Origin of the sequence: Microbispora sp. NPDC046933, assembly GCF_040644635.1 — a bacterium.
In the GTDB taxonomy this organism is placed as follows: Bacteria; Actinomycetota; Actinomycetes; order Streptosporangiales; family Streptosporangiaceae; genus Microbispora.
This window is the reverse complement of the sequence record NZ_JBEYWW010000003.1, coordinates 80,675-94,432: the sequence shown is the minus strand read 5'-3', so window position 1 is coordinate 94,432 and position 13,758 is coordinate 80,675. Positions and strand designations below refer to the sequence as shown.

The following is a 13,758-nucleotide window of genomic DNA, read 5'->3' as shown; positions in this document are numbered from 1 at the left end:
CGCGTCGGGTGGCTCGCTGCCAAGGGCACCGGGGGAGTCTCGGCTCCGGGTCGCGCCACGATGCAGGTGAGTGGTGTTTGACAGCCAGGCCGCGGGCTGGGTGGTCCTGGCCGGTCGCGTCGGCCTGGCGCGCGAAGCGCGGCGGCTGAACACGGGCTCGTCGGAGGCGTCCGGCGACAACGCGGCCGCCGCCGTGGCCTTCCTCGCCTCCGCCGGCAGCGGCTACATCGGCCGTGAGCCGAGGGCGTCCAGCGCGCCCGATGTGGCGTCGTCGAGTTCGATCATTCCGGCGGCGATGTTCTGCTCCAGGTGGCCGATGTCCGCGGTGCCCGGGATGAGCAGCGTGTTCGGTGTGTGGCGGAGCAGCCAAGCGAGGCCGACCTGCGCGGGGGTGCAGCCGAGGGACCGCGCGGCGGCGGTGACGGCCGGATTGTCGGTCACCTTCGGCCTGCCGGGGAAGGCACCGCCGAGCGGGAGGAACGGCACCCAGGCGATCTGCTGGTCGGCGCACAGCCGCAGCATCTCCTCGTCGCCGCGCGACACCAGGCTGTAGAGGTTCTGGACGCAGGCGATCCCGGCGGGAAGGGCTTGGCGCAGGCCGTCCAGGGTCACGCCGCTCAGGCCGATCGCTCCGATCTTGCCCTCGTCCCGCAGCGCGGTCATCACCGCGAGCTGGTCGTCGAGGTCGACGACCTGGTCGCCCTCGGCCCGCAGCCGTACCTCGTCGTCCAGGCGGCGCAGGTTCACCACGGGGATCTGGCCGAGGCCGAGAGTTCTGAGATTGTCCTCGACGCTCGCCCGCAGTTCCTCGGGCCGCTGGGCGGGACGCAACGGAACGGTGCCGCCCGGATTGGGATCGGCACCGATCTTGCTGACCACCACGACGCCGTCCTCGGGACGGAACGCGTCGCGGATGAGACTGTTGACGAAACCGTCGCCGTAGAACTGGGCGGTGTCGACGTGGTCGACGCCGAGCTCGACCGCGCGGCGCAGGAGCGCGATCGCGGCGTGGCGGTCGCGGTGCAGGCGCTCCAGCTGCATCGCGCCGTACCCGATACGGGAAACCGTACGGCCTCCGATCGTCCCGGCCCCTCCGGCGCGCGGGACGCCGGTAGCCGTGAGCTCGGAGGAGGGAGTGCTGGTCGCGGTCATGGGAGTTTCCATCCTCATGAGACGATAAGAGAAACGGAGGAACCTCCGCTTCATCGCACTGTAGCACTTTTACCGGAGGATCCTCCGATTTGAGTTTCGCCGGCCCGACATCCCAGGGAACCGCCCCCTGAAATAAGCGGCGCGCCCCTCGCACCGGCGCGCCGTACCGTCGGTTCCCCCGCCCGCGAGGCGTTGGTGGAGCCCGTGCGCGTCGCCGGAATCGCGCCCGCCCGCCGCCGAACCGAACCGCTCAGCGCTCCGCGGAGCGGTCCTCCCACGCAACGAGATCCGGCGATCTCCGTCACGGCCGAGGCGACCGCTCTGCCACCTCCGCGGGCAGCGGGTGCCCGCGAGCGCGCCGTCAGCGCCTCTTCAACAGAAGCTCGGTGTTGCGGTCACCGGGCAGGCCCGCCAGCCCGCTCCGCATGCCGGGGGAGTTGAACGAGAGCTCCCGGTAGAGCGCGGCCAGGCCGCTCTGGGACAGATCGGTGAAGTCGGTGCGGTGCGGCGCGGCCGACTCCACCAGCGTGGTGAACAGGGACAGCGTCCCATCGTGATTGTCAGCCAGCTCGACGACCCTCGCCAGCTGGGGGTAGTCGACGTGGGAGGCGGTGGAGATCTCCCAGAAGCCGCCATGAGGGACGATCTTGTTGAGGTGGGAGTGACCGTTGATCCACGCGGCCACGTTGCCGTGCTTCCTCAGCACCGCCAGCAACTCCTGCCCGCCGTGGCGCTTCTCGTGCGGGCGGGCCGGATTGGGGACGAGATTGGTCATGGCCCAGCTCGGGTGATGACTGAAGATCAGCGCGGTGTCGTCGGCGTGGGTCTTCAGGGTCCGCTCCAGCCAGGCCAGCTGCCGGGTGCCGACCGATCCGCGGTAGTCGCCGCCGCGGTCGGTGGTGTCCAGGCTGATGCCGACGACCCCGTCGGCGATCCGGAAGGAGTAGTCCAGCCGGCCGCTGTCGAGATTGTCCCGGGTGTAGCCGTGGCCGACGGGTCCCGAGCCGGTGTACGCCGGGTCGAGGTGAGCGGCGATGTAGGCGTGCGGGCTCAACGGGGCGCGGCGCTCGTCGGCGGTGACCGTGCGGGCCTTGCCCTTGTAGCGCTTCCAGGCGGCACGGAAGCGGGCGCCCGTGGGGTCGCCCCGGCGCAGTGCCTGGTAGACGGCCCCGGCCTCGGAGGCGGGCAGGGCGAACAACTTGCGCGAGCCGGTGGCCAGGTCGGTGAAGAAACCGCCGGCCGGGGAATAGGCGCCGCCGAAGAGCTGGTCGTGGTTGCCGATGGTGGAATACCACGGTACGGCCAGGCCGGGGCTGCTCACCTCGCGGATGGCCGCCTCCAGGAAGCCGTCCAGGCGAGGGAACCCTACCCGCTTGTCGACGTCGCGCATGCCGGAATCGGGCTGCCAGTAGAGGCCCAGGCCGGAGTTCTGCACGCCCTCGTACGCGCCGGCGTCGCCGGTGTTGGGGGTGAAGCGGCCGCCGGTCATGGCCGTGAGGAACCACTCCAGCTCGATCCGGGAGTTGTTGTCGGTGTTGTCGCCGGTGGTCATGACGAAGCCGATCGGCGCGCGGGTGGCCGGGCCGTACCGCAGGGTGTTGACCTGTTCGATCAATGAGACGGCGCCGACGGCGGTCAGCGCCTCCTGCGGGCGCCAGGAGCCCGTGTCTCCGGCGCGCAGGAACTCATAGCGCTGCGGGTTCTGCACGTCGGTGATGTGCAGGTCGGTGAACTGGACGAAGCAGGCCAGCACCGTGCGGCGTTCGGCCCTGCCCTTCTTGGCCTCGGCCAGCTCGGTGCGTGTCACCCGCCGCCAGCCGGGGCCGTCGGACAGCCTGCGGTATCCGCCGGTGCCGTGCGGCCTGGCGACGGTGTGGACCGTCGTCATGGGCGCCACGGTCGAGGGCGTCACGGTCGAGGAGGCGGCCGGCGTGGAGGAAAGCGCGATCTCCAGTGCGACGCCCGAGGCGGTCATTCCGGAGGCGAGCAGGAAGGCGCGGCGGCTGAGGGCGGGATCCATGATGCTCCCCAGTGGTGGCGTCGAGGCGAACGTCCACTGGGATGTTTGACAGTGGGAATGACTCCCGGCCTAACACGGCTGAAACGCTGTCCAGCCATATATCGCCTAGAAATAGCCGTATGTGAAACGGACACCTGGTGGCAGCAGGCCGGGAGCCTGCCGCTTTCCCGCCGTTCAGAAGAGCGCGGTCTCGAGCTCGCGAGGCCGCCGCGGCCCCGCGGCCGGCCGGCGCGCGACGCGCACCGCCGCGGCCTTCTGAGGGTCCCCGTCGTGGACGGCTCGAGTGCCTCCTTCGGGTGTTGCGGCCGCCACCGCCGCCTGCCGAAGGGATCGGACCGGCGGTGGCGGCGGATGTCACGCCGGCGGGTCGATCAGGCCGCGTTGGTAGGCGCGGACGAGGCGGCGGGGCACCAGCAGTTCCCGCCCGTTCAGGATGATCGGGACGAGGCCGGGGCGCTGCGCCTTCCACTGGGAGCGGCGGTGCCGGGTGTTGCTGCGGGAGGTCCTGCGCTTGGGTACGGCCACGGCTACCAGCTCGCCTTCCTGACGCCGGGCAGTTCGCCTCGGTGCGCCATCTCACGGAATCGGATGCGGGACAGGCCGAACGCGCGCAGATGACCGCGAGGACGTCCGTCGACGGAGTCGCGGTTGCGCACCCGGGTGGCGCTGGCGTCGCGCGGCTGGCGGCTCAGCAGCCGTACGGCCTCGGCCCGTTGCCGGGGCGTGCCGGTGCGGATGATCTCCTTCAGTTCCGTGCGGCGCTCGGCGTGGCGGGCGACGGTCGCCTTCCTGCGCTCGTTGGCCGCGATCTTGCTCTTCTTGGCCATCAGACCTTCTCCCCCCTGGCCCGGATGAGGGCGACGGCCTTCTCGATGCCGATCCTGTCGATGGTCTTGATCGCGCGGGCGCTGAGCGTGAGCCGTACGAACCGGTTCTCGCTCGGCAGCCAGTAACGGCGGTGCTGGATGTTGGGGTTCCACCGCCGCCGGGTGCGGCGGTGGGAGTGGGAGACGTTGTTGCCGAAGATTGGCTTGACGCCGGTGAGCTGGCAGTGCGCGGACATCAGCTTCTCCCGTAGCGCTGGTTGAACCGCTCGACCCGGCCGGCGGTGTCCAGGACCCGGTTGCGGCCGGTGTAGAAGGGGTGGCTGGCCGAGGAGACGTCGACGTCCACCACCGGGTAGGTGTTGCCGTCCTCCCACACGACGGTCTTGTCGCTGGTGATCGTGGATCGGGTGAGGAAGGCGAAGCCCGTGCCGGGGTCGCGGAAGACGACCGGCCGGTAGTGGGGGTGGATGCCCTTCTTCATCGTTCCTCCCGGAACTCGACGTGGCGGCGGATGATCGGGTCGTATTTGCGCAGCTTCAGCCGGTCGGGATCGTTGCGCCTGTTCTTGGTGGTCACGTAGGTGTAGCCGGTGCCCGCGGCGGAGCGCAGCTTGATCACCGGTCGTAGCTCGTTTCTGGCCATCCCTCTCGTCCTTCTCGGTCGACGGCTGTGCAATGATAACGACAATGGTTTTCATTTTCATCCTGGGGAGGTCACATGCCCACGCCCGTCGTCCTCGTGGCAGGCCTGTACGGCGACGCCCGGGCGGCCGTGGTCGACCGGCTGCTTCGCACCCATCCGGGAGCCGTCGCGATCCACCACGATCTGACCGCCGTCGTCACCGACCGGGTCGAGCGCGTCACCCGCGACGGCTCGGGCATCCTCGATCGGGCCGAGGTGCGCCTGGCCCACGGGTGCGTCACCTGCACCGTCCGCGAGGACCTGCTCCCGCAGCTCGTACGGCACGCGAGGACGGCGTCCCTGCTGATCGTCGACCTGTGGGATTCCGTCGAGCCCCGACCTGTGGCGGAGGCGCTGGCCAATGAGGAAGCGGCTGACCTGCTTGCCCTGACCGGCGTGCTCACCGCGCTGGACGCCGAGCTGATGCCGGTGGACATCTGCCGCGGCGAGCGTCTGACCGAGACCGGGCAACGTGCCGCCGCGGGGGACCAGCGCTACCTCGCCGAGGTGCTGGCCCGTCAGGTGGAGTACGCCACGGGACTCTTCCTCCTCGGTGACGACGAGGAGGACCTGGAGCTGGCCGCCGCGGTGCTCGGCCACCTGGCTCCGCACACCCCGGTCTTCTCCACGTCGCTGCCCGAGGTGACCGGCCCGGCTCTGTGCGTCCACGAGCTGGGCGAACGAGTGGACCCGGCGACCGCCCAACTGCCCGGGGACGCGCAGACCGGCGAGATCACCACCGTGGTCTGGCGCCGGCTGCGCCCGCTGCACCCGGGACGCCTGTTCGACGCGGTCGACGAGCTGGTGACCGGCTCCGTCCGCTCCCGTGGCCGGTTCTGGCTGGCCAACCGGCACGAGCGGATGCTGGCCTGGGACGCCGTGGCCGGCGTCGTCTCGGTCGAGGACGTCGGACCGTGGCTGGCCGCGTTGCCCGAGGCGGCCTGGGACCTGGTCTCTCCGGCACGCCGCGCCGCCGCCGCGCTGGACTGGAACCGCGTCACCGGCGATCGCATCCAGCACCTGGTCTTCACCGGGCCCGACCTCGACCGCGAGCGCGTCTGCGCTCTGCTCGACTCCTGCCTGCTCACCGAACGGGACGCACTTCCCGGTTCCGCCGAGTGGGCCGCCTACTCCGACCCGTTCGCCGACTTCATCGAGATGAAGGAGATCGCATGAAGCCCCGCCGGATTCCCCGGAAGAAGACCAATCCGCTGCTCGGGGTCACCTCCATCGACTACAAGGACACCGACCTGCTCCGGAAGTTCATCTCCGACCGGGGCAAGATCCGCAGCCGCCGCGTGACCGGCGTGACCGTGCAACAGCAGCGGCAGCTCGCCCGGGCCATCAAGAACGCCCGGGAGATGGCCCTGCTCCCGTACGCGTCTCGTCCCCGGTGATCCCGGTGATCGATCAGTACGAGCGATCCGCCGAATTCGTCGACATCATGCTCGCGGCGCACTGGTCGGCTCTCGGACCCGCGCTGGTGGAGGCACTCCACGGCGGCGCCGGCCCGATCGTCGACGTCGGAGCCGGAGGCGGGCACGGCACCAGGGCGATCGCACAGGCGGTGCCCGGCGCGGAGGTCGTCGCCGTCGAGCCGTCACCCGCTCTGCGTTCGGTCCTCCTGGCGAGGGTGAACGAAAGCCCGGAGCTGCGCGACCGGGTGACCGTGCTCCCCGGCGGCCTTCTCCAGGCCGAGCTGCCGCCCCGGCTGGGTGCCGTGGTGGCGATGAACGTGATCGGACATTTCACCCCGGCCGAACGGCACTTGGTCTGGGACCTGCTCGCCCGGCGGCTCCTGCCCGCCGGACGCGCGGTGGTGAACCTCCAGCCGCCGGCCGAGCCGGTGCGAGTGCCGCAGGCACGATTCTCCGATCTCCGCATCGGACGACGCCGTTACGAGGGATGGGGCCGCGCCGAGCCCGCCGGTCCCGGCCAGATCACCTGGCACATGACCTACCGCACCTTCCAGGACGGGCATCTCACCGAGGAGACAGCCGTCGAGTACGCCTGGTGGGTGCTCGGCGAAGACCGGCTCAGGGCGGAACTCGGCGAACACGGCCTTCGGCTCGACCCCACCGGTCCCGCGGAGCTCGGGATGTATGTCATCACAAGAGCACCTGAACAGCGCAGCCTGATCGTGGCGGCGGACACGCGGGTATGCGTGGGCGCCGGACAGTGCGTGCTCGCCGCTCCCGACGTCTTCGACCAGGACGCGGAGACCGGTCTCGTCGTCGTCCTGGACGAGGCTCCTCCGGCGCCGCTCGCCGGCGCCGTACGGCGAGCGGCACACCGGTGCCCCTCGGGAGCCGTGACCGTCCGTGACGAGCTCCGCTGACACCGGGCCGGCCCCGATCCACCGTCCGCGGCTCCCATCGACCGGAACGCCACCGAACTTCCGCTCCGTGAGCGGCCCCCCACTTCGCCCGGACTCTCCCATGCCGGGCGCCTGTCTACAGGAGAACCATGTCCAGCCCTCTCAACCGACGCCTCTTCATGCGCCAGGGAGCCCTGGCCGCCGTGGCCATCGCCGCGGGAGGCGGCCTCGTCTCCGCCTGCGCCCCCGGCAGAACCGCGGCCGGACCCGCGGCCACCCCGGCTGCCGGTGCCTCCTCCGGCACGCGCAGGGCCGGTGGCACATTGCGCGCGGCGTTCGTCGGCGGCGGCGCGTCGGAGACCCTCGACTTCTTCAACGGGCCGACCCCGCTCGACCTGGTGCGCGCCCGCGCCTGGCACGGCAGCCTCGGAAATCTCGACCCCACCGCAGAGGACGGCGTGCGCTACGGGGTGCTCCAGGGCATCGACGTGTCGCAGGACCTGAGCACCTACACACTGCACCTGCGGCCCGGTGTGCGGTTCACCGACGGGTCCACGCTGACAGCGGCCGACGTCCTGTACTCGCTGGCGACGCTCGCGGCCGGCAGCACGCTGCCCGTTTTCCGGATGGCCGCGGCCAACTTCGATCTCGCCAAAGCCAGGGCGGACGGCGACCTGAAAGTGGTGTTGCCGACCGTGCGCCCGATCGCGGACGGACGAATGATCCTTTGCCAGGGCAACTTCCTCGTGGTCAAGGACGGTACGAAGCAGTTCTCGGTCGGAATGCCGAGCTGTGGGCCCTTCAAGCTCACCGAGTTCACGGCCGGGCAGGGCGCCGCGTTCGCGCGGAACGACGACTACTACGGCCCGGCGCCCTTCCTCGACGGGCTGGAGCTGCGCTCGATCGCCGATTCCGACGCCCGAGCGGGTGCCCTCACGAGCGGCGAGGTCGATTTCGTCCACGATCTGGCCCCCGTCACCGCGCGCACGCTCTCGGCCAACAGCGCGATCGACCTCGTGCCGTCCAAGAGCCCCTATCTGGTCGGCCTGTCCTTCCGGATGAACATGAACGTCAAGCCGTTCGACGACAAGCGGGTTCGTGAGGCGTTCAAGCTCGCCGTCGACCGCGAGGCCATGGTGCGGACGGTGTTCTACGGCAGCGCGACCGTGGGTAACGACCTGCCCTCGCTGGGGTTCCCCGACTACGCCGAGGGCCTTCCGCAGCGGGACCACGACCCGGACAGGGCCCGCGCCCTGCTGAAGGAGGCGGGTGCCGAGGGAATGGAGGTCGTGCTGACCACCGGACCGGAGACCCCCGGCATGGTGGAGGTGGCGACGCTCTACGTCGAGGATCTCAAGAAGATCGGGGTGAAGGCCTCGCTCAGGGAACTGCCCGCCGGGCAGCTCTTCGCCGACTTCGCCGCCTACGCGCGGTTGCCGCTGGCGGCGTCGTACCAGGTGCCGGTCCCCACCCTCTCGACCTACCAGATCACCACCGCAGGGGGCACTCCCGCCGCGTTCGGGTGGAAGCGACCGGACGTCGACGCGCTCGTGTCAGAGGCCCGCGCGCAGAGCGACCCGGCGAAGGCGAAGAAGACCGGAACCGAGGCGCAGAAGAAGCTGTGGGAGGACGGCAACACGGTGGTGCCGGTCTTCAAGCCCTACGTCAACGCGCAGGCGAAGGGCCTGACCGGCGTCCAGGACGACCTGTTCGAGCAGTTCCCCGGCTTTTCCCGGGCGGCTCTGCCGTGAGCTGGGCGGTCTTCGTGGGCCGCCGCCTCGCGATCGCGGCCGCGTCCCTCGCGGTGCTGTCGGGTGTGGTGTTCGCCGCCACGGCCGTGCTGCCGGGGGACGCGGTCAGCGCCGTCGCGGGCGCCAACGCCTCCGCGGATGACCGCGCACGCGTACGGGCGAGCCTCGGCCTGGACCGGCCGGTGGCCGAAAGGTACGCCGAGTGGGCGTCCCACGCGCTGCGCGGCGACCTGGGCACCGGGTTCGTCGGGAACCGGCCGGTCACGGAGGTGCTGGCCGCCCGTGTCCCCAACAGCCTGATCCTGGCCGGGCTGACCCTCGTCGTCGCCGCGCCGCTCGCGGTGCTGCTCGGGCTGTGGTCCGGGCTGCGGGCGGGCGGCGCCGCCGACCGGTGGGTCACGACGACGGCACAGATGGCGGCGGGGGTGCCGGAGTTCGTTTCGGCGGCCCTGCTGATCACCGTGCTGTCGGTGCACCTCGGGCTGCTTCCCCGGGTCTCGCTGGTGCCGCTCGGCGCCGGCCCCTTCGACGCTCCGCGAACCCTGGTGCTGCCCGTCCTCACCCTCACCGGGGTCGTGACCGCGACCGCCACCCGCCTGATTCGCGCGTCGGTGGCGGACGTCGTCGCGTCCCCCTATGTGGAGGCGGCCCGGCTCAACGGGGTGCGCGGCCTCCGCCTGGCGCTGCGCCATGTCCTGCCCAACGCCGCCGGCCCCGCCGTACAGGCACTCACGCTCGCCGTCGGCGCGCTGGTTGGCGGCGCGGTGGTCGTGGAGAGGGTCTTCGACTATCCCGGAATCGGCAGGGAGCTCCAACAGGCCGTCGCCGCTCGGGACATCCCCATGGTGCAGGGCATCGCCATGGCGTCGGCCGCGATGATGTTGCTGATCCTGCTGCTCGGGGACGTCTGCGGGCGGCTGCTCGATCCGATGCGGGGAGAGCGGCGGTGACGGCCACTGCGGAGGCACAGGCGCGGGCCGGCAGCCCGCCGGCGCGGACAGGTCGGCGCCTGCCGCTGCCGGCCGCGGCGGGGACGATCACGGTGGTCGCGATCGCCCTGTTCGGACCCCTGATCGCGCCGTACGACCCGGCCGAGCGGCTGGGCCTGCCCTTTCAGGGGCCGGACGGCGGCCACCCCCTGGGCACCGACTTTCTCGGGCGTGACGTGCTGAGCCGCGTGCTGTGGGGAGGTCGGGCGCTCATCCTCACCGCGATCGGGGCGACCGTCGTGGCGACAGCCATGGGAATGACGGCGGGCGTGCTGGCCGGGCTCGTGTCACGCCGCACCGGCGAGGTGGTGGCGCGGCTCGTGGACGTGCTGGCGGTGCTTCCCGCGTTGCTCCTCATCCTCGTGCTCGCCGCCGGCTTCCCCGGCAGCGACGTGACCGTGGTGGCCGCCGTCGCGCTCGCCACCGCCCCGTTCTCGGTCCGGGTGCTGGGCGCGGCGACCCGCCGGATCGCGACCACCGGTTACGCCGAAGCCGCGCTTGCCCGCGGGGACGGCAGGTGGACCGTGCTGCTCCACGACATCCTGCCCAACATCGCCGGGCCGGCCCTCGCGGACGCGGCGCTGCGCCTGGTCGCGGCCCTCCACCTCACGGCGACGGCCGGCTTCCTCGGCCTCGGCCGCGGGGCGCCCGCCGCGAACTGGGGGCGCATGGTCAGCGAGAACCTCTCCGGCGCCTCCCTGTCCGTCACGCCCCTCCTCGCGCCGACGCTGCTCCTCGTGCTGCTGTCGGTCTGCGTCGGCCTGCTCGCCGACTGGTTCGCCGGCATCGCATCAGGCGGCCGCCCGTGAGCGGGGACATGCGGACGCCCGTGAGCAAGAACGTGCGGCCACTCGTGAGCGGGAACAGCGGAGACCTCGTGCACGTGGCGGGACTGACGCTCGGCCCGGCCGGAGGCGGCCCGCCCGTGCTCCGGGAGGTGACGCTCGCCCTGGCTCCCGGACGGGTCCTGGGCGTGGTGGGGCGGTCCGGCTCCGGCAAGAGCAGCCTCGCGCTGAGTCTGCTCGGCCGCATCCGGCCGGGTCTGGAGCGCCGATCCGGCACGGTGCGGGTGGCGGGGCTCGATCCGTTCGACTCGCGGGCGCTGCGCCGGTTGCGCGGCCGGGTGGTGTCGTACATGGGGCAGGACCCGGCGGCCTCGCTCAATCCCGCCCTGCGGATCGGCACCCAGGTGGCGGAGGCGGTCCGCGCGCGCTCCCCGGGGACGACGGACGTCACCGGGCAGGTTCGCCGGCTCCTGGCATCGGTGCGGCTGCCGGCCGACCGGGCGTTCCTACGACGCCGTCCCCATCAGGTCTCCGGCGGGCAGGCGCAGCGGGTGGCCCTCGCCGCCGCCCTCGCGGGCATGCCGCGGCTCCTGGTGCTGGACGAGCCGACCAGCGGACTGGACGTCCCGCTGGCCCGGCAGATGCGTGAACTCGTGGCGGCCTCGCTGCGGCACACCGACCGCGCGATGGTGCTGATAAGCCACGATCCCGGCCTGGTGGCGGACCTGGCCGACCAGGTGGTCCTGCTGCACGACGGACGGGTCGTCGCGTCCGGGCCGCCGAGGGAGGTGCTCACCGCACGCGTCACTCCGCCGGCGGACCACGCGCGCGCCGCGACCCGCAGGGCGGCCGCGGCCGGAACCGGCGGCGGGCTGGAGGTGCGCGGCCTGTCCGCGCGGCACGGCCGCACCACGGTCCTCCATGACGTGTCGCTGACCGTCCCCAGTGGCACGTGCACCGCGCTGGTCGGGCCGTCCGGCTCCGGCAAGTCCACGCTGGCGCGCTGCCTGGCCGGGCTGCACCCGATCGCAGGCGGCACCGTCTCCTGGAGGGAGGCGCAGACGCCGCACCCCCCGGCCCGCGGACGGGCGGTGCAGTTGGTGGCCCAGGATTCCGCCGGTGCGCTGAACCCGCGTGAAACCGTGCGGACGGCTCTGCTCAGGCCCCTGCGGGGCCTGCGCGGCATGCCCGCGCGGGACGCTGCCGCCGAGGCGGAGCGAACGCTCGGGCTCGTCGGCCTGGCTCCGGGTTTCCTCACGCGGCGGCCGGGGGAGCTGTCCGGAGGCGAGCGGCAGCGGGTGAACCTGGCACGCGCGCTGGCGGCCGCACCGCGGGTGCTCGTCTGCGACGAGATCACCTCGGCGCTGGACCGGGAGATCGGCGACGGGGTCCTCGACCTCCTGACCACGCTGCGCCGGACGCTGGGTCTGACCGTGCTGCTGGTGACGCACGACCCGGCCGCGGCGGCGCGGTACGCCGACCAGGTCGTCGCGCTCGACGGCGGCCGCATCGTCGAAGCGGGCGTGCCCTGAATACGGGGGCCGGGAGGTGCGCGGTGATCGGCTCCTCCCGGCCCCTGGGCGTACCTCACACCGGACGGAGCATCTCGGCGAGGGCCGTCTTGTCGACCTTGCCGACGGGAGTCAGCGGCATGGCCGCGACCTCCACCACCTGGTCGGGACTCTTGTAGCTCGCCAGCCCCCGCTCCTTGAGGAAGGCGGCGAGCTCACGCGAACCGGGAACATCTCCCGCGCAGACCAGGAACGCCACGGACCGCTCACCCCACCGCTCGTCCGGAGCGCCCACCAGGGCCGCGGCCGTGACCGCCGGGTGCGCGAGCAGATGCTCTTCCACTTCGGCCGCCGCGATCTTCTCGCCGCCGCGGTTGATCTGGTCCTTGACCCGGCCGACGACGACGAGATGCCCCGAGGGGAGCCGTCGTACGACGTCTCCGGTGCGGTAGAAGCCGTCCTCGGTGAAGGAGACGCGGTTGTGCTCATCCGCTCGGTAGTAACCACGCGGGGTGTACGGGCCACGGGTGAGCAACTCGCCGGCGACGCCGTCCGGCACCGGCATGCCCTCGGAGTCGACCACGAGGATCTCGTCGTCGGGGGAGATCGGGCGGCCCTGGGTGGTGCAGAGGAGGTCCTCGGAGTCGTCCAGCCGGGTGAGGTTGATGAGGCCCTCGGCCATGCCGAAGACCTGCTGGACCGTCACGCCGAGCGCGGGACCGAGCGCACGTGCGACGTCGTCGGGGAGCCGCGCTCCACCGACCTGGAGCACCTTGAGGCTGCTCAGGTCGGCGTCGCCGGACGCGGCCTCGTTCATCCAGTGCGGGACCAGGGGTGGCGTGAGCGAGGTGATGGTCACGCCCTCACGCTCGACGAGGGCGAAGGCGGTCTGCGGGCTCGGGTCGGGCGACACCACGACGGTGCCTCCGGCGGTGAGCGTGCCGAGCACGCCCGGGCAGGCCAGGGTGAAGTTGAAGGCGATCGGAAGCACCGCGAGATAGACCGAGTCGTCGCCGAGACCGCAGATCTCGGCCGCGGCACGGGCGTTGTAGGCGTAGTCGTCGTGCGTGCGCGGGATGAGCTTGGGCAGGCCCGTGGTGCCCCCGGAGTGCAGGAGCAGGGCCAGGTCACCCGAGGCGGGCCCGCTTTCCGGCCGATCGGGCGAGATGGCGAGACCGTCCCGGGTTTCGTCCAGGAGCTCGTCGAAGCCGGTGAACTGCCGGTGACGCCCGGGATCGCCGACCACGATCACGTGCCGGAGCGGGCCGCCGCCAGACTGCCCGGCGAGCAGCTCCAGGAGCATCTCGCGGTGGTCGAAGCGGGCGTGCCTGTCGGGGATGACGCAGGCCGAGGCGCCGGAGACGTGCACCAGATGGCCGATCTCGGTGCGGCGATGCCCGGGCATGGCGTGCACCGGCACCGCGCCGAGCCGCTGGAGGGCGAACCAGAGCAGGACGAACTCCGCGCGGTTGGGAAGCTGGACGACCACCCGATCGCCCCGGCGCAGCCCGAGCCGTCGCAGTCCCCGCGTCAGCCGGTCCACGTCGGCATCCAGGCCGGCATAGGTCCAGCGGCGGTCACCGTCCACGAGGGCGGTCCTCGTCGGGCGCTCCGCGCCCCACGTGCGCAGCAGGTCGCCGAATGTCCGGCCGCTCCAGTGGCCCGCGGCGCGATAGCGCTCCGCGAAGGCGTCGGGCCAGGCCGGGTGGGTCGTCGTCATGGTGA

At 72.0% G+C, this 13,758-nt stretch carries 15 protein-coding genes; 7 read left to right on the top strand and 8 right to left on the bottom strand.

The genetic code is table 11. The annotated features are described in order from the left end of the window. Window positions 1-222: 222 nt before the first annotated feature. The 7 genes from ABZ857_RS04930 to rpmG form a co-directional block, all read right to left on the bottom strand. Window positions 223-1,152, bottom strand: a complete 930-nt coding sequence (locus tag ABZ857_RS04930; RefSeq protein ID WP_357037627.1) for an aldo/keto reductase — start codon at window positions 1,150-1,152, stop codon at window positions 223-225. Between the two features lie 361 nt (window positions 1,153-1,513). Further along, the gene (locus ABZ857_RS04925) at window positions 1,514-3,172 is read right to left on the bottom strand and encodes a TIGR03767 family metallophosphoesterase (RefSeq protein WP_357037624.1); all 1,659 of its coding nucleotides are present in this window, start codon (window positions 3,170-3,172) and stop codon (window positions 1,514-1,516) included. A gap of 354 nt (window positions 3,173-3,526) precedes the next feature. Then, window positions 3,527-3,697: a 50S ribosomal protein L32 gene (rpmF, locus tag ABZ857_RS04920; RefSeq protein ID WP_357037621.1), complete on the bottom strand. Its 171-nt coding sequence runs from the start codon at window positions 3,695-3,697 to the stop codon at window positions 3,527-3,529. Between the two features lie 2 nt (window positions 3,698-3,699). Further along, complete coding sequence (gene rpsN, locus ABZ857_RS04915) at window positions 3,700-3,999, bottom strand: 30S ribosomal protein S14 (protein ID WP_357037618.1); 300 nt, start codon at window positions 3,997-3,999, stop codon at window positions 3,700-3,702. After that, window positions 3,999-4,235, bottom strand: a complete 237-nt coding sequence (gene rpmB, locus ABZ857_RS04910; RefSeq protein WP_357037615.1) for a 50S ribosomal protein L28 — start codon at window positions 4,233-4,235, stop codon at window positions 3,999-4,001. The genes rpsN and rpmB overlap by 1 nt, the downstream gene beginning before the upstream one ends. Further along, window positions 4,235-4,480, bottom strand: coding sequence for a type B 50S ribosomal protein L31 (locus tag ABZ857_RS04905; protein ID WP_357037613.1), 246 nt, complete (start codon window positions 4,478-4,480; stop codon window positions 4,235-4,237). Before ABZ857_RS04905 ends, rpmB begins: the two co-directional genes overlap by 1 nt. Further along, window positions 4,477-4,641, bottom strand: a complete 165-nt coding sequence (gene rpmG / locus ABZ857_RS04900; protein WP_357037611.1) for a 50S ribosomal protein L33 — start codon at window positions 4,639-4,641, stop codon at window positions 4,477-4,479. Before rpmG ends, ABZ857_RS04905 begins: the two co-directional genes overlap by 4 nt. A gap of 75 nt (window positions 4,642-4,716) precedes the next feature. On the opposite strand from rpmG, the gene ABZ857_RS04895 reads away from it, so the two are divergent. The 7 genes from ABZ857_RS04895 (at window position 4,717) to ABZ857_RS04865 (ending at window position 12,054) form a co-directional block, all read left to right on the top strand. Further along, window positions 4,717-5,856, top strand: a complete 1,140-nt coding sequence (locus ABZ857_RS04895; RefSeq protein ID WP_357037608.1) for a GTP-binding protein — start codon at window positions 4,717-4,719, stop codon at window positions 5,854-5,856. Further along, complete coding sequence (gene rpsR, locus ABZ857_RS04890; RefSeq protein ID WP_357037605.1) at window positions 5,853-6,077, top strand: 30S ribosomal protein S18; 225 nt, start codon at window positions 5,853-5,855, stop codon at window positions 6,075-6,077. Before ABZ857_RS04895 ends, rpsR begins: the two co-directional genes overlap by 4 nt. A 5-nt stretch (window positions 6,078-6,082) precedes the next feature. Continuing rightward, on the top strand, window positions 6,083-7,018 hold the full coding sequence (locus tag ABZ857_RS04885) for a ferredoxin (RefSeq protein WP_357037602.1): 936 nt from the start codon (window positions 6,083-6,085) through the stop codon (window positions 7,016-7,018). Between the two features lie 128 nt (window positions 7,019-7,146). Continuing rightward, window positions 7,147-8,748 carry an ABC transporter substrate-binding protein gene (locus ABZ857_RS04880; protein ID WP_357037599.1) on the top strand — a complete coding sequence of 534 codons (1,602 nt, stop codon included), beginning with the start codon at window positions 7,147-7,149 and terminating at the stop codon, window positions 8,746-8,748. Further along, window positions 8,745-9,698: an ABC transporter permease gene (locus ABZ857_RS04875; protein ID WP_357037597.1), complete on the top strand. Its 954-nt coding sequence runs from the start codon at window positions 8,745-8,747 to the stop codon at window positions 9,696-9,698. Before ABZ857_RS04880 ends, ABZ857_RS04875 begins: the two co-directional genes overlap by 4 nt. Beyond that, complete coding sequence (locus tag ABZ857_RS04870) at window positions 9,695-10,546, top strand: ABC transporter permease subunit (protein WP_357037594.1); 852 nt, start codon at window positions 9,695-9,697, stop codon at window positions 10,544-10,546. Before ABZ857_RS04875 ends, ABZ857_RS04870 begins: the two co-directional genes overlap by 4 nt. A gap of 8 nt (window positions 10,547-10,554) precedes the next feature. Further along, window positions 10,555-12,054, top strand: a complete 1,500-nt coding sequence (locus ABZ857_RS04865) for an ATP-binding cassette domain-containing protein (protein ID WP_357037592.1) — start codon at window positions 10,555-10,557, stop codon at window positions 12,052-12,054. Window positions 12,055-12,109: 55 nt separating this feature from the next. On the opposite strand, the gene ABZ857_RS04860 is transcribed toward ABZ857_RS04865, so the two are convergent. After that, a complete protein-coding gene (locus ABZ857_RS04860; protein ID WP_357037589.1) occupies window positions 12,110-13,753 on the bottom strand; it encodes a (2,3-dihydroxybenzoyl)adenylate synthase in 1,644 nt (547 codons plus the stop codon). Window positions 13,754-13,758: the final 5 nt, after the last annotated feature.

Bases quoted from the DNA above. Each gene is read 5' to 3' on its own strand.
- ABZ857_RS04930 (WP_357037627.1), bottom strand. From the start codon at position 1,152: ATGACCGCGACCAGCACTCCCTCCTCCGAGCTCACGGCTACCGGCGTC.
- ABZ857_RS04925 (WP_357037624.1), bottom strand. From the start codon at position 3,172: ATGGATCCCGCCCTCAGCCGCCGCGCCTTCCTGCTCGCCTCCGGAATG.
- rpsN (WP_357037618.1), bottom strand. From the start codon at position 3,999: ATGGCCAAGAAGAGCAAGATCGCGGCCAACGAGCGCAGGAAGGCGACC.
- rpmB (WP_357037615.1), bottom strand. From the start codon at position 4,235: ATGTCCGCGCACTGCCAGCTCACCGGCGTCAAGCCAATCTTCGGCAAC.
- ABZ857_RS04905 (WP_357037613.1), bottom strand. From the start codon at position 4,480: ATGAAGAAGGGCATCCACCCCCACTACCGGCCGGTCGTCTTCCGCGAC.
- rpmG (WP_357037611.1), bottom strand. From the start codon at position 4,641: ATGGCCAGAAACGAGCTACGACCGGTGATCAAGCTGCGCTCCGCCGCG.
- ABZ857_RS04895 (WP_357037608.1), top strand. From the start codon at position 4,717: ATGCCCACGCCCGTCGTCCTCGTGGCAGGCCTGTACGGCGACGCCCGG.
- rpsR (WP_357037605.1), top strand. From the start codon at position 5,853: ATGAAGCCCCGCCGGATTCCCCGGAAGAAGACCAATCCGCTGCTCGGG.
- ABZ857_RS04880 (WP_357037599.1), top strand. From the start codon at position 7,147: ATGTCCAGCCCTCTCAACCGACGCCTCTTCATGCGCCAGGGAGCCCTG.
- ABZ857_RS04865 (WP_357037592.1), top strand. From the start codon at position 10,555: ATGCGGACGCCCGTGAGCAAGAACGTGCGGCCACTCGTGAGCGGGAAC.
- ABZ857_RS04860 (WP_357037589.1), bottom strand. From the start codon at position 13,753: ATGACGACGACCCACCCGGCCTGGCCCGACGCCTTCGCGGAGCGCTAT.